The organism is Oenococcus sicerae (assembly GCF_004102045.2).
GTDB lineage: Bacteria > Bacillota > Bacilli > Lactobacillales > Lactobacillaceae > Oenococcus > Oenococcus sicerae.
In genome coordinates, this window is the sequence record NZ_CP029684.2 from 892201 (window position 1) to 906644 (window position 14444).

Sequence of the window (14444 nt, forward strand, 5' to 3'; positions counted from 1 at the left end):
TGATAGTTGCTGTTTTGTTTAGCCTAGTTTCAGCTTTTTTATGTCACTAGGCAGGCAAGCATTGAAAATGGTCAAATAGAATGAATTTTGAAACCGTTTTCACTAAATATTTTACTTGTTAGAAAGCTATAAAACAATGGATAACTGATGATTGTAATAATATATTCTTAAATGTTTAGTAAATATTTCCCTTATTTTTCTCACGTATTCAAGTATTCTTTTTTTTGACGATGATAAAATTAAGCTATGACTTTTACGATCGTGCGGGGTTTTGCTGATAGTGATTTTCGGGCTGAATTACTGCAGAGAATTTATAAAAAATATCAAACGCAAAACGAAGCACGTTTTTTCTATATTGTGCCAAACCATATCAAATTTTCGGCTGAAGTGGATGTCTTGAAAAAATTTGGTCGCCTATTGGGACAAAATGATCAAGATGTACAGGCTTTTTCACGTTTGCAGGTCTATTCTTTGTCTCGTTTAGCTTGGGCTTTGACTAAACAGCGAGATGAAAAACCTCCCATTACGAATGAAATGCTTGCTATTCTGGTTGGCAAAATTTTGCGGCAGATCCCGATCGAAATGCTCAGTATATTTGCACGATCGGCACGCTTGCCTGGATTTGTTGCGAATGTTTCTGATCAATTGATCGAAATTTGGAATTCTGGACTGACTGCTGCCGAGATCGCACAAACACATCATATTTCTGATCGTTTGACTGAAAAAATCAAGCTGTTGCTTTTGGTTGAAAAACAGCTGATGCCTTACTTAAGGGATTATTCGTTGCCAAATGACAATTTGAAAATTTTTGCGCAGCAACTATCGGGACTGGACCTGCTTCATGATAATTTTTATTTTGAAGGATTTTCAGGCTTCACGGCCAGCGAACTTAACTTATTGCAAAGCCTAATTCAAGCCGAACAAGCCAAACAAATGGGACCTAATAGCGATATTGTGATCAGTTTGCTCGGCGATGCTGCAAGTGACCGTTACGGTGAAGGAAATTTGTTTTTTAAAGCCAACCAATTATTAAAAAAAGAATTTTCACAAGCCAAGATTGAATACGCTGAAAAGAAACGGGCGTTGTCGGCATCACAGGTGCATTTTGAACAAAGTTGGCGTGAACTGGAAACGGTTGGCTCCGTTCAGCAAAAAAGGTCATTGGCGCACATGAAGGTTTGTGTTTTAAGTGACCAAGCACATGAAATTGACTTTGTTGCGCGGTCGATCAGACAAAAGTTATTGGCAGATCCGAGTTTGCGAGCGAAAGATATTTTGCTGTTAGCACAAAGACTCGGCGATTATAAAAATATCATTCCGGCAATTTTCAAACGTTATGATTTACCTTTTTTTTTGGATAAAGATACGCGCATGTCTGACCATCCTTTATCATTGCTGCTGGAAAACCTCTTTGCCACAACTGAGGAGTTTTCTTATGAACGCGTGATGCGGATTTTTCGCACGGGCCTCATTTCTTGGGCACAGCCACAAGATTTTCAGGAGGCCTTGGATTATTTGGAAAACTATATTCTGGCGAATAATCCAACAGACAAAAATTGGCGTGAGGATCGTTTTCAGTTGATCAAAATAATGGATGAACAAGACTTGACCACTGATAGTCAAACAGATCGGGCGATCAATGACTCGATCAACCAAATACGTCTTTTTATTGTTGCGATCTTAGATAAATTTAAAAAATCTTTCCAGTTTGTCACGAATTATCATGAGGCTGTTCGAACGCTTTTGTCTTGGCTTTTAGATGCACATGTGGACCAGATCGTGGCAGATCAAGCCAATGATGCCAATGATCGCGGCTTGCAGGCTTGGAAATTATTGATCTCGGCTCTTGATGAAGTTGATCGTTTGATCGGGGATGAAAAATATAGCCAAAAAGATTTTTTACAGATCCTCAAGGATGCTTTTGCTGCTGCTAGTTTTTCGGGTATTCCGGCTGGATTAGACCAAATTACAATTTCTGAAACTGGCATTGTTCAAAAAAATGATTATAAAATGCTATTTTTTATTGATGCAACTGATCAAAGTCTGCCGTCTCAAGTTACTTCCAGCAGCATGATAGACGATTTTGATCGGAACCAACTGAGTCAGGATTTTGCTACGGCCAAGATGCCTTATTATTTGCAGGATACAAGTCGCCAGCAAATGGCAGCTGAAGATAATCGTTTTTACTCATCCGTGCTGTCATCGACTGAACAGGTCATTTTTTCCTATCCTAAATTAAGAATAGATGGTAAACAGAATAACATCTCTCCTTATTTAGATCGACTGCTTTTGAAAAATGTTTCAGATTTACGATTGACAAAAGTCCCTGATTTACCGCAATCCACAAATGATCTGGTTGATTATATCGGGACCGCGAAAAGCTCAATTGCTGTTGTGAATCAAAGTGTTCAAAATTTCGGTCAAAACTTTATCGGCGGACTTGATGAATTATTATTGCAACGAGATCCTCATTTCAAACGGATCATGCGGGCCGCTGATTATCGTAATCAGCCAGTGATTATCCGCCCAGAATTGATTGAAAAATTGTTTGGCCAAGATCTCAAATTATCGATTTCGCAGATTGAAAAATATTATAGTAATCCTTACGAATACTTTCTTCAATATGGATTACGTTTAAAAACACGCAAACAATTTGTTGTTGATGCGGCTTTATCGGGTGTGTATTATCATGCTATTTTTGAAAAGGTTGTCAACCAGCTCATTGATCAATCAAAGAAATTTCGCGATTTGTCAAATCAGCAGCTTGAAAACATAACTCGGCAAATATCGATGAATTTAACCGAATCAGCTGATTTTGAAATTTTAAGATCTGATGCACATTTTCAGGCCGTTGGTCAAAGTCTGGTTAATGATGTTTCTTCAACGATTCAATTAATGCGGCAGGCTAACACTTTAAACGATGCCCAGCCAGTTAGAACCGAAGCTATCTTTGGCCGACTTGATCAGCAGTCTGAAAATAGCGCGTTGTCAGGACTAGATTTCACCTTGGCTAATGGCCATAAAATTTTTTTGCGAGGCAAGATCGATCGGATCGATGCACAAGATCTTGACCGTCTTTTCAGCACGATCGTGGATTATAAGTCTAATGGTAAAAGCTTCGATTTTCGTGATGCTTATGTCGGCACTGAGTTGCAACTGCTAACATACTGGCTGGCAATTGCCAAAAATCATTCGCAGCTGAATATCGGCCAGCCCGCTGGTGCTGTTTTTGCGCAAATCAGAAATCGGCCACTAGATATTACAAGTTTAATTGCTAAGCACATTGATCCGGCACAATTACTCGGTCCGCTTGCCAGTCTACAAGCACCTGATTTTAAATTTCGTGGTATTTTACTTGATAACAGTGATTATTTGAATAATTTGCAAATGCTCGAAAATGGCGAAAAAGCCCAGTACTATAACTATTCGTTGACGAAAAAAGGGCAAAAGGGTGCCTCTAATGATATTATTTCGCAAGCTGATTTGAAACTATTATTGAATCATGATAAAAAGAAATTAATTGAGGCGGGCAATCAAATTAGTCGTGGTATTTTCCCGTTGCTGCCAGTCAAAGAAAGCGAACAAAGAACAGCGCTCACTTATTCGGACTACAAAACAATTATGAATTTTGATCGGATTTTTGGCGACCATTACCATAATTTGCAAGCTTATCCAGACAAGAAAAAAGAAATACTAGCAAAAATGAGAGAAGAGGATGGCGATATTTCATGAGATTTTCCAAAAATCAGCAAGCTGTTATTTCACATGTTCCTGATCACAATTTACTTGTAGCTGCTTCGGCTGGATCCGGGAAAACAACTGTTTTAGTCGAACATGTTTTTCAGCAGCTTTTGTCAGGCAAAAATATTGATCATTTTCTCATTTCGACTTTTACCGATGCAGCAGCTTTAGAAATGAAGAATCGCTTGGAAAAACGTATTCGTGAAGGCGTTTTACAGCAGCAGGGGGACAGTAAGAAACATCTTCAAGATCAATTACTGCTGCTTAATTCGGCTGCGATCGGGACTTTGGACTCTTTTTCTTTGAGGATCATTGAACGATATTATCCTGTCATTGCTTTGGATCCGCGTTACCGTATTTTAGCAGACCAGACTGAAAAAGATTTATTGGTTAAAGATGTATTGGACAGAAGTTTTGAAGATTTTTATCATGAAGAAAGTTTCCTAGCACTTGTAGCTAACTTTGCCTCGGCCAGTCATGATCAAGAACTGAAAAACTTGATAATCAAATTAAATACAATGGCGGAAACGCGCACGAATCCCGACCGATGGTTAGATTCGATCAGTGCGAATTATCAGATGCGAGATGGACTCACGGCTGGCCATTTCTGGGATCAACTTTTAAGTCCGCAAATTACTGCGCGCGCTAAAGGAGCTTGTTTTCAATTAATGGCGGCACGCGATAAAATTCAAGAATTAGATGATTACCGTAGTTATGGACCCTATTTGACGGATGCAATTGCCTTGATCCAAAAATTTCTCAATATTGTACCGAATCATAATTGGCAACAGCTTTACGATTATTATAATCAACAAGATTGGCCCAAGTCGGGGCGCAAATCTGGCAACACGGAAGGTGAGGCAGCCTACTTTGAAAAATGGGTCAAACCTTGGATCGATGATGCTAAGCGTAGCTACAAATCACTTGGGACAGATTTTTTTTACTTAAGTGAAGCACAATGGCTGACGGTTAGCGATCAGTCATTAGCTGTGATTGCAGAATTGATCAAAGCCACAAAAATCTTTCGCCAGAACTTCGCTAATCGAAAACGCGCTTTGTCCTTGCTGGATTTTTCTGATGGTGAACAATTTGCTTTTCAGATCTTGCAAGACAAGCAGATTCGTCTTGAAGTCCAATCTCAATTTGACGAAGTGCTGGTTGATGAGTACCAAGATGTGAATGATCTGCAAGAAGGAATTTTGACCAGTGTCGCTAATGGAAACAACTTTTTTATGGTGGGCGATCTGAAACAAAGTATTTATGGTTTTCGCCAAGCAGACCCCCAAAATTTCACAAAAAAATATGAAGCTTATAAAAATAATCAAGGCGGCCAGTTAATCGAACTAGCTGAAAATTATCGTTCCCAGCGTAATGTGACTAATTTTACGAATTGTATTTTTGATCAAGTAATGGACCGTCAATTGGGTGGTATTGATTACAAAGGCGATGTCCAGCTGCAAGCAGCTAATCAGGATTACCCAAAAGATTTGCCGAATATAGCAGATTTGTCAATTTATGATATCGATAAAGAAAACAGCGATGATGAGGATTTTAATACGAAACAGGCCGAGATCAAAATCGTTGCTGCTAAGATTCAGCAGCTTGTGGCCAATGGGGAATTATTTGATCGCCAAAGTCAGAAGATGCGACCTATTTTATATCGTGATATTACTATTCTCTCGCGTTCGCATGCCTGGGAAAATGATATTCAAGCTGTTTTTTCTCAGTATCATATTCCAGTCAATGTGGCAGCTGGTAATTTTCTACAGGAATTCGAGATATCGGTTATTTTAAGTTTTTTGAAAATCATCGATAACCCACACCAAGATATTCCTTTGGCGGCAGTTTTACATTCACCGATTTTTGGTCTTGACGAGAACCAATTAGCTGAAGTACGCACCGCGGATATGGTCCACGATTATTATTCGGCTGTAGCAGCATATGCACAAGCGGGTGATGACCTGTTGCTAAAAAAACAACTAAGTGATTTTCTGACTCAATTAGTCCGTTATCGTCAACTAGCTGCAAATAATCAAATTGTAGATTTGATCTGGCAGATTTATAATGATACAAATTGGCCAGAATACGTAGCCGGTATGGTTGGTGGTGATCAACGGCGAGCTAATCTGCACGCACTGTATCAATATGCCCAACAGCTTTCGGATAATCATTTTGTTGGTTTATTTTCTTTCATTCGCTATATTGAACAATTAATGAATTCCGTTGAAGATTTTGCTCAGGCACCAGTTGATGCTGGTCAGCAAGCTGTTTCTGTTATGACGATTCATGCTGCTAAAGGGCTGGAATTTCCAATCGTTTTTCTCTTGAATTTGGATAAAAAAATAGATAGTCGTGATACGAATGGGGCAATGGTCACTGATTTTGATTATGGCATCGGCATTGATTTTGTTCATCCAGTTTCACGAGTCAAAGTTAAAACGATCCAAAAAATAGTCGTTGCCAATAAAATCAAAGAAAAAAATTGGGCTGAAGAGATGCGTTTACTCTATGTTGCTTTAACGCGCGCCGAACAGCAGCTTTATTTGGTTGGTTCAACAAAAAAAGTAAGTGCTTTGATCCATGAGTGGGGGGCGCCTGTTTCCACGAAGGCTGATATCATTGCGATTCAAGACCGCATGCGTGCCAGCAGTTATCAAGCTTGGATCGGCATGGCTTTAGCTAAGACTAAGCACCTTGATTTGGAACACATTCAGTGTCATTATCAACAACCGGATCTGACTTTTGATCTGAAGACATACGATGCCAAAAGCATGCCTGAAATCCAGGCAAAACAGCCGTTGCCACTGCCGGATACAACGATCCATGACAAAGCAGCAGCAATAGATCTGAGACAAATTAAAAAAATTCTTGACTACAAGTATCCTTACGCAGCTGAAAGTACACTCGCCGCTTATCATAATGTTAGTGAATTAAAGCGGCTTTTTGAAGATCCGGATGCATTATTGATGCCGGATATGAATCAAGGCCAAACAGCTAAAATCACAGAATTACCGTTGCCGCAATTTGCACTAACTAGTCATGACGAACAAGTGAGTTCTACTGATAAAGGCACAGCTGTTCACCTCATTTTAGAGAAAATTGATTGGCAGGCGTTATTGGATGAAACTTATTTAAGACGATTAGTGCGGGAAAATATTAGTGATCCTATCATTGCCCAATCAATTGAGTTGGACAAGATAATGTGGTTTATTAATTCTGATCTTGGTCAGGAAATTAAAAAACGGCAAGCTGGTCTAAAACGTGAACAGACTTTTGCTATGTTACTGCCGGCTGATCGAATTTACGAAGGTGTCCTGGCTGATGATCCAGTGTTAGTTCACGGTATTATGGATGGCTATTTTGCTGATGGCACTGGTATCACGTTGTTTGATTATAAAACGGATCGTTTGACCAAGGACTATATTGGGCAATTAAAGGCCCGCTACGCTGGACAATTAAATCTCTATGCTGAGGCACTAGCAAGTATGTATCCAGATGAAAAAGTTGTTCGCAAGGTGATCGTTGCTTTAGAAGGAAAACAATTAATTGATCTGTGATTAAAAAATGTCCAATTTAGTCAGTTTTATCGTTAATATTTAAGTTATGAGTAAACTTGTATTGATTCGACATGGAGAGTCCACGGCAAACCGCGATAATATTTTTACCGGCTGGTCTGACGTCCCTTTAACTGAAAAGGGTCTAGCGCAAGCGCACGTTGCTGGCAAACAATTACTGCACTCAGCAATTGATTTTGATATTGTCTACACATCTGTCCTGCAGCGCGCGATTATCAGCAGCTACATTATTTTGGATGAAATTGGCCAAGCTTGGTTGCCTTTAGTTAAATCCTGGCGTTTGAACGAACGGCATTATGGCGCTTTGCGCGGCTTGAATAAAGCAGCTACGGCAAAAAAATATGGTGATCATCAGGTAAAGGAATGGCGTCGAAGCTATACAACAGTGCCGCCATTATTGAAAACAACTGAGTCATCGCGAGCCTATCAGGCCTTTGCTGTAACGGAACCTTTGGGTGAATCAGCTGAGATGTCTTGGCAGCGTGTCAAACCCTTGTGGGAGGATAAAATTGCACCGCAATTGCGAGATGAAAAAAATGTTTTGATCGTCGCCCATGGCTCTTCGATCCGTGTCCTGCTGAAATTTTTGGATAAAATATCTGATGATGATTTCATGAAAGTTGAAGTGGGCAATGGTGAGCCGATTATCTATCATTTTGATCAGCATCTGCAGCTGCTTTCTAAAACGAACCTGTGATTAGGCATTGAGGCTTGATGATTAAAGTTAATGACATGATTAGTGTTTGTTTAATCACGACAGACACATTTTCGTGTAATACTAGGCGTATAAGATGAATTAAGGGGGATGATCATATGGATGACCAAACGTTAATGAACAAAGCCTTGCTTTCAACGGCAAGGCATTTTGATTACAAAAACTTAAATCTATCAGTCTGGATTTCGGCTATCAACGGTGAATTTATTTCTGCAGCTGAATCCTATGATGCCGATGTTACTGATATCCAGCTTTATTTTAACGGCCGCAAGAATGAAAATGGCTATCATGTTTCAGGAACTTTTGAATTTGCCGGCGGTACACAAACACTAGAGATCGATATCCCTTTGAATAAGAACACGGATTACGAGGCCTGAAAAAATCGTTGACAAGCAGCTTAACAATCTATTGACTGATAAAAAACATCGCTGTCATTGGGTAACAGGCAGCGCTTTGCCTATTATGATCGCCTATCATGATGAAGAATGGGGCCGGCCAAGTCACAATGATCGTGATTTATTTGAATTATTATCATTGGAAACTTACCAGGCTGGTTTAAGTTGGGAAATTGTTTTAAAAAAACGTGATGCTTTTCGTCATGCTTTTTTTAATTTTGATATTGCCAAAGTGGCAGCGATGCAGTCGATTGAGCCCTTGCTTTTAGACAGCAGCATTATTCGTAATCGCCTTAAATTAGCAGCCACTGTGAATAATGCGCGAGCCATTGTAAAAATTCAGCAAACATATGCATCTTTTGATAATTATGTTTGGCATTTTGTTGATGGCCAGACGATTGATCATCATATTGAGAACATGGCTGACATACCTGCTCAAAATCAGTTGTCACAAATCGTTGCAAAACGAATGAAACAAGATGGTTTTAAATTTACAGGACCAGTGACGATTTATTCGTATTTACAAGCAGTCGGTGTCATAAATGATCACGAGGTCGGCTGTGTTTTTAACCCCGACCAAGAAAATGGAGAACGATAGCATGATTGGATGTAGCAGCTTTGTACTGAATTCTGAAGATGGCACGCATCTACTGTCAAGAACGATGGATTTTACGATCGAAATGGCTGAAAACGTCATTTACACACCGCGGGGCAAGGAAATTGATCCAGCTTATCAGGCTAAACAAAAATATCAGAGCCGATTGGCTTTTGTTGGCATGGGCCAGCTATCAGCTGATGGTCCTTTATTGTTTGATGGTGTCAATGAGGCTGGTTTGACGGCTGCAACGCTTTATTTTCCACAATATGCCGAATACACTAAAAAAAGCATTGCTAATCAGATTGATGTTTCACCTGATAAGATTGTGACATATGTTTTAGCTAATTTTAAGAATTTAGCTGAGGTAAAAAAAGCTTTTGAAAGTAATATTCAAATCGTGGCACAGGCCAACCCGGTCTTAGGGATCACACCACCTTTGCATTGGATCTTTATGGATCAGAGTGGTCGATCTTTGATTGTCGAACCAACTAAAACAGGCCTTAAAACTTATGCTGATTCACTTGGTGTGATGACCAACAGCCCTGATTATTCCTGGCAAGAGACGAACCTGCGCAATTATCTACCCGTTCAACCAAAGCAGCATTCATCAATTTCGTGGTCAGGTAAACATTTAACAGCTTTTAGCCAAGGATCAGGGACTTTTGGCCTGCCCGGAGATTTCACACCCACTTCTAGATTCGTGCGTGTGGCTTTCTTAAAAAGCTTCATTCAGCAGCCGAAGGATGAACTGGAAACGGTCACAGCAGCCGCTAATATTTTAAAATCGGTTAGCATTCCTAAGGGCATTGTATTAACAGAAACTGGTGGATCTGATTATACTTGCTACAGTAGTTATATGAGTTCACAGACAAAATCGTATTATTTTGCAACTTATAGTAATCAGAGAATGAGAAAAGTTTCATTAACACAGACCTTGCTTGCAAATGATAATTATGTATCCTTTCCGGTTACAAATGACGAGGATGTTCAGGAATTAAATAAATAAAAAAGCAATCGTTAATGCGATTGCTTTTTTATTTATTTTGCAAGAATTTTTTGAATTAATTGCGCTTGGAATTCAGCAGCGAACCTCTTTGACAATTTAGCTTGCGCTGCTTGGTCTGTTGCTAAACTACTATTTTTAGCAATTGCCGCTTTCATGTGTGTTTGCACATAGGCACTTGCTTGAGTCTTGGCTTCTGCTTGCATCGCGGGATCTGTCAAGTCTTTTTTTAGGACTTTAATTTGGCTAGTGGATAAATGCAGCCATGTTTTTGGCAAACGGAATGTGTTAATTCGTTTAGTTAATTCATGACCATTGTTTGCAATGCCAAATAAAAGTTTATAAATACCTGGTTTATACTCCCAACGTGTCTCTTGTGTTTTTAGATTGGCTATTTGGCCGTTGACCAGCTTAACTCGATTTTCTGTAAACTCATCTGCTTGCGTATGCACAAGTTTTTTACTCTTTGCTTTAGAGACATAGATATAGACATTTTCTTTGCCGCTCGTGCCGATAGGTTCATATAAAACAAGCTGCATTTTGCCGCTCGTATCAGCCGAATAAATTTTCTTCGTGCTTGTCGAGGTAACTTTTTCTAGACCGAAGTGGTCGTGATAGTTGGCCACGATCGCAATCAAGCTGCCGATTACGATCAGAGCAGAAATAACAGTCCAAAACATTCGTGGCAGAGGCTTGTCAATGTAAATAAAGCTTGTAAAGAAGGCGACTGCGCCAATAACTAATAATGCGAGAATCATCAGGCTTTGCCCCCTTGATTTTTTTGCTGTGAACTATAATCTTTATCTTTCATAAAGAAGGCAATAATGAAACCCAGAATACAAAAGCCGACCGCGATCGAGAAAGCAGCTTGGTAGCCAGACATCGTTGCGCTAAAAGCCTTTACTTTATATGCTAGAGGCGCTGATTTCAACAGACTCTTGCCAGGCATTTGCCCTTTAGTCACATTCGCTAGAACGGAAACTAAAATAGCTGTACCAATTGAGCTTGCAACTTGTCGGACTGTGTTGTTGACAGCCGTTCCATGGGAAATCAAATTATTTGGCAAAGCATTCATGGCAGAGGTCGTTGCTGGCATCATGACCATTGAAATACCAAACATGCGCACTGCGTACAGAAACGTGATGTAAATCGTGGGCGTCTGTTTTGTGATCATCACAAAAGGCAAAGTACCAGCAGTCAATAGGAATAGGCCAGCAATCGATAGCCGTTTGGCACCAATTCGATCAAAGGCTTGACCGGTAATAGGACTCATAACAGCCATCATCAAAGCACCGGGTAAAAGAGTTAGTCCGGATTGGAAGGCCGACATATTATGAACGATCTGCAAGTACAGAGGCACGATCATTTCGACCCCAATCATGGCGATCATGACAACTGAGCTTAAAAAAGTTGCGATCGTGAACTCTGCCGATGCGAAAACACGCAGTTGTAAGAATGGTTTTGTCATCGACAATTGACGCCAAATAAATAGTGCGATCAAGACTGTACCAACGGCAAGTCCTATCAAAACTGTTTTCGATCCCCAACCATCATTGCCAACAGAAGAGAAACCATATAGTAACGAACCAAAGCCAGTCGTCGATAGCAGCAGCGACAGCCAATCCAGTTTGGGTTTGCTGGTCTGGATGACCGGCTTCATATAGAAGAGTGCCAGAATCAGCACGATAGCCATGATCGGAATGATCATGCCGAATAAATCCCGCCATTGGAAAGTATCAATAATCCAGCCTGAGAGCGTTGGGCCGATGGCAGGTGCAACACCAATAACGATGCCGGCTAATCCCATAGCAGCACCTCGGCGATTTGCTGGAAAAATCGATAGCATAATCGTTTGCAGAAGCGGCATTGAAACACCCACTCCAATTGCTTGAATTAAACGTGCTGTCAGCAAAGTAGCGTAATTGGGTGCTGACCAAGCGATAATGGTGCCAATTTCAAAGACACTGATAGCTGAAATGTAGAGCCATTTGGAATTGAAACGGCTGGATAGCCATGCGGAAACAGGAATCATAATACCGTTAACCATGAGGAAACCAGTTGTTAACCATTGAACCGTCGAGGTTGAAATATCAAAAGCCTTCATGAGCGTTGGAAAAGCGGTCGTTAAAATAGTTTGGTTTAAGATCGTGCAAAAAGTGCCAACAAGAAGTACGACGACTAGCATCGTTTTGTTGTATGTATGGCCATTAATATCAGTATTTTTTGTCAAATTAGTCGTCCTTCTTTCAGTTGCCGCAACAAAATTAATTGAAAATGAACTAATTCAATATAACCCTTTATCAGATTAATGTAAATAATTTTTACATAGCACTGAAATTATGTACAATTATTCTAGGAATCGTCATAATAAACCGTGATAAAATGGTTTTAGATATGCTAAAGGTAACTAATAACTATGGATACAGACAAAGCAACTGAACAATTTGGTCAAACACTCAATGTTAATCATTTAATTCATTCGATGATTCGCGAAGATAATGTCGTTATCGGCATCTCGGATTTAGCCGAAGCGACGGGCGTTTCTCAAACGCAATTACGCTACTGGCTTGAAAAAAACTATATCAAGAGCTGCGGTGATGAAAAGAAAAAGAAATTTGCTTATGGCACAGTTTTTCGTGTGCGTATTATTAAAGGCTATTTAGATGAAGGTTTTACATTATCATCAGCGGTCAAACATGCTGATCAGCATTCCGTCATGGTACGTGCTTTTAAACAAGTGATCGGAGACCGCTTGTTAAATGTTTCTGAAGATGATTATGGCGCTTTGATTGACTTTGGTGTTTTTGACCCGCAGCCAGACAAACATTTATATGCACGCGTCACTGAAAAAGAAACTAAATTTGAATTGCACGATGCCGATTAATTTGTTTTTTCTATCTTTTTTCGTTTAATTATTTTGATATCAGAGCTATGAATGCCAAGAATATCCAAAAAGAACGATACGATCGGAATACCGACGATCAAACCCCAATCACCAATTAATTGGCTCATGACGATCAGTGTGATGAAAGTGACAAAAACAGGCAGGTCGGTCCGATCAGCCATCAGTCTGGGATGCAGGAAATAAGATTCGAAGAAGTGGATCAGTGCCACTAAGATAACAACTTCTGCCACACGAACTAGACCACCAGTAGCGAAGGCGATCAGACCAAGCGGAACCATGGAGATCAAGACCCCGGCTACAGGCACAAGCCCAAAGATAAAGACAATGATAACCAGCAGCAGCAGACTTGGCATTTTGATCAAGGCAAGACCAATTGCCATTAAAATGGTATTGATTGTGCATATTAACAATTGTGTTTCAATTATTTTACCGAGAATCAAGACGAATTTTCGTGCTAAATAATAGATGTTTTCAAAAAATCCTTTGTAAGTTGATCGCAGGAATTCATGGCCAAAAGCCAATAGTCTGTTATGGGAAAGTGTATAAACAAAACTTAAAAATATCGCTAGAACAACATGTGTGAAACCTTTGCCGATATGTCCAGCTTCCCGAAATCCTGTTAAAACAACATTTTTGCCATTCGAGACAATTTCGCTGCTATGAATTGCATTGTTGACAAGTTTATCGATATTTTTATTTAAGACAGGATGATCGATAATCGCTTTGGAAATCATAGCTGGAATAACTTTTAACTGGTTTACTAAAAGCGGAGCTGCATACGACAGTGCGCAGATAAAAAGGGATATAACCACAAGATATAGCGCAATAACAGCGATCAGATAAGGGATCTTAAAGCGTTTGTGAAGATAAAGACTGGATTTGATTGCTAGGTATGCAAAAATCGTTGTCAGCAGGATCACGCCGATGAAACTGCGGACGATATATATCACCAAAATCAAAAAGGCGAGTGTTAAATAAAGCTGTACATCCTTGCGCTTTAAAAATTTGATGATGTAATTCATTAACTGTTGCCTCGTTTCTGTTTTCATTTTAACCACAATTGAGCAGCCGCTTGAAGTTATCTTATGTTTCTCTAAAATAATCTAAAACATTTTAAATTATTTCAAAAAAAGCGTCTAATACAAGCACGTTTGATAAGCGTTTACCAATTATAGAATAATTTCAATCGTTTTTGTACTCGTATTTTTGATAGTCAGTATTTTTCAAAAAGACCGCCTTCGCAAACGGACAGACCGGTTTGATCAGCTGTCCCTTATCAACGGCATCAGAAACGGCCTTGTTCAATAACTTGCCAGCAAGACCTTGACCACGCCAAAGTGGATCAACACGACTACTGTTGATGCTGATTACTCGTCCCTGTTTAAAGGTTGAATACGATAATTCAGCAATGATTTTTTCGTGCTCATCTCTGATAAAATAACGGCCGTCTTCCTGTATGATCGGATAATTTATCATAAATTAATTTTACAAAAAAATACCATCGATTGTACA

The 14444-nt window shown here is 39.6% G+C and carries 11 protein-coding genes; 7 read left to right on the top strand and 4 right to left on the bottom strand.

All coding sequences use genetic code 11. The features are described from left to right. Positions 1–246: 246 nt before the first annotated feature. The 6 genes from DLJ48_RS04520 (at position 247) to DLJ48_RS04545 (ending at position 10030) form a co-directional block, all read left to right on the top strand. A complete protein-coding gene (locus DLJ48_RS04520; protein ID WP_128686318.1) occupies positions 247–3732 on the top strand; it encodes a PD-(D/E)XK nuclease family protein in 3486 nt (1161 codons plus the stop codon). Then, entirely contained in the window at positions 3729–7298 is a 3570-nt protein-coding gene (addA, locus tag DLJ48_RS04525; protein WP_128686319.1) for a helicase-exonuclease AddAB subunit AddA, read from the top strand. The genes DLJ48_RS04520 and addA overlap by 4 nt, the downstream gene beginning before the upstream one ends. Before the next feature lie 46 nt (positions 7299–7344). Then, entirely contained in the window at positions 7345–8013 is a 669-nt protein-coding gene (locus tag DLJ48_RS04530; protein WP_128686320.1) for a 2,3-bisphosphoglycerate-dependent phosphoglycerate mutase, read from the top strand. A 116-nt stretch (positions 8014–8129) separates the two neighbouring features. Then, positions 8130–8408, top strand: a complete 279-nt coding sequence (locus DLJ48_RS04535) for a hypothetical protein (protein ID WP_128686321.1) — start codon at positions 8130–8132, stop codon at positions 8406–8408. 85 nt (positions 8409–8493) lie between these two features. After that, complete coding sequence (locus DLJ48_RS04540; protein ID WP_128687087.1) at positions 8494–9024, top strand: DNA-3-methyladenine glycosylase I; 531 nt, start codon at positions 8494–8496, stop codon at positions 9022–9024. A gap of 1 nt (position 9025) precedes the next feature. Next, positions 9026–10030, top strand: coding sequence for a choloylglycine hydrolase family protein (locus tag DLJ48_RS04545; RefSeq protein ID WP_128686322.1), 1005 nt, complete (start codon positions 9026–9028; stop codon positions 10028–10030). Positions 10031–10062: 32 nt separating this feature from the next. Here the strand turns inward: DLJ48_RS04545 and DLJ48_RS04550 are convergent, their stop codons facing one another. Continuing rightward, complete coding sequence (locus tag DLJ48_RS04550; RefSeq protein ID WP_128686323.1) at positions 10063–10785, bottom strand: DUF4811 domain-containing protein; 723 nt, start codon at positions 10783–10785, stop codon at positions 10063–10065. Next, positions 10785–12257, bottom strand: coding sequence for an MDR family MFS transporter (locus DLJ48_RS04555; RefSeq protein ID WP_128686324.1), 1473 nt, complete (start codon positions 12255–12257; stop codon positions 10785–10787). The genes DLJ48_RS04550 and DLJ48_RS04555 overlap by 1 nt, the downstream gene beginning before the upstream one ends. 186 nt (positions 12258–12443) lie before the next feature. Here DLJ48_RS04555 and DLJ48_RS04560 point away from each other — a divergent pair, with 186 nt between their 5' ends. Beyond that, positions 12444–12911, top strand: coding sequence for a MerR family transcriptional regulator (locus DLJ48_RS04560; protein WP_128686325.1), 468 nt, complete (start codon positions 12444–12446; stop codon positions 12909–12911). On the opposite strand, the gene DLJ48_RS04565 is transcribed toward DLJ48_RS04560, so the two are convergent. Further along, positions 12908–13954: an AI-2E family transporter gene (locus DLJ48_RS04565; protein ID WP_128686326.1), complete on the bottom strand. Its 1047-nt coding sequence runs from the start codon at positions 13952–13954 to the stop codon at positions 12908–12910. The genes DLJ48_RS04560 and DLJ48_RS04565 overlap by 4 nt on opposite strands. A 160-nt stretch (positions 13955–14114) precedes the next feature. Then, positions 14115–14408 (bottom strand): GNAT family N-acetyltransferase, encoded by a 294-nt coding sequence (locus DLJ48_RS04570; RefSeq protein WP_128686327.1) that lies wholly within the window; start codon positions 14406–14408, stop codon positions 14115–14117. Between the last annotated feature and the right edge of the window lie 36 nt (positions 14409–14444).

Bases quoted from the DNA above. Each gene is read 5' to 3' on its own strand.
- DLJ48_RS04550 (WP_128686323.1), bottom strand. From the start codon at position 10,785: ATGATTCTCGCATTATTAGTTATTGGCGCAGTCGCCTTCTTTACAAGC.
- DLJ48_RS04530 (WP_128686320.1), top strand. From the start codon at position 7,345: ATGAGTAAACTTGTATTGATTCGACATGGAGAGTCCACGGCAAACCGC.
- DLJ48_RS04560 (WP_128686325.1), top strand. From the start codon at position 12,444: ATGGATACAGACAAAGCAACTGAACAATTTGGTCAAACACTCAATGTT.
- addA (WP_128686319.1), top strand. From the start codon at position 3,729: ATGAGATTTTCCAAAAATCAGCAAGCTGTTATTTCACATGTTCCTGAT.
- DLJ48_RS04545 (WP_128686322.1), top strand. From the start codon at position 9,026: ATGATTGGATGTAGCAGCTTTGTACTGAATTCTGAAGATGGCACGCAT.
- DLJ48_RS04565 (WP_128686326.1), bottom strand. From the start codon at position 13,954: ATGAATTACATCATCAAATTTTTAAAGCGCAAGGATGTACAGCTTTAT.
- DLJ48_RS04520 (WP_128686318.1), top strand. From the start codon at position 247: ATGACTTTTACGATCGTGCGGGGTTTTGCTGATAGTGATTTTCGGGCT.
- DLJ48_RS04535 (WP_128686321.1), top strand. From the start codon at position 8,130: ATGGATGACCAAACGTTAATGAACAAAGCCTTGCTTTCAACGGCAAGG.
- DLJ48_RS04570 (WP_128686327.1), bottom strand. From the start codon at position 14,408: ATGATAAATTATCCGATCATACAGGAAGACGGCCGTTATTTTATCAGA.
- DLJ48_RS04540 (WP_128687087.1), top strand. From the start codon at position 8,494: ATGATCGCCTATCATGATGAAGAATGGGGCCGGCCAAGTCACAATGAT.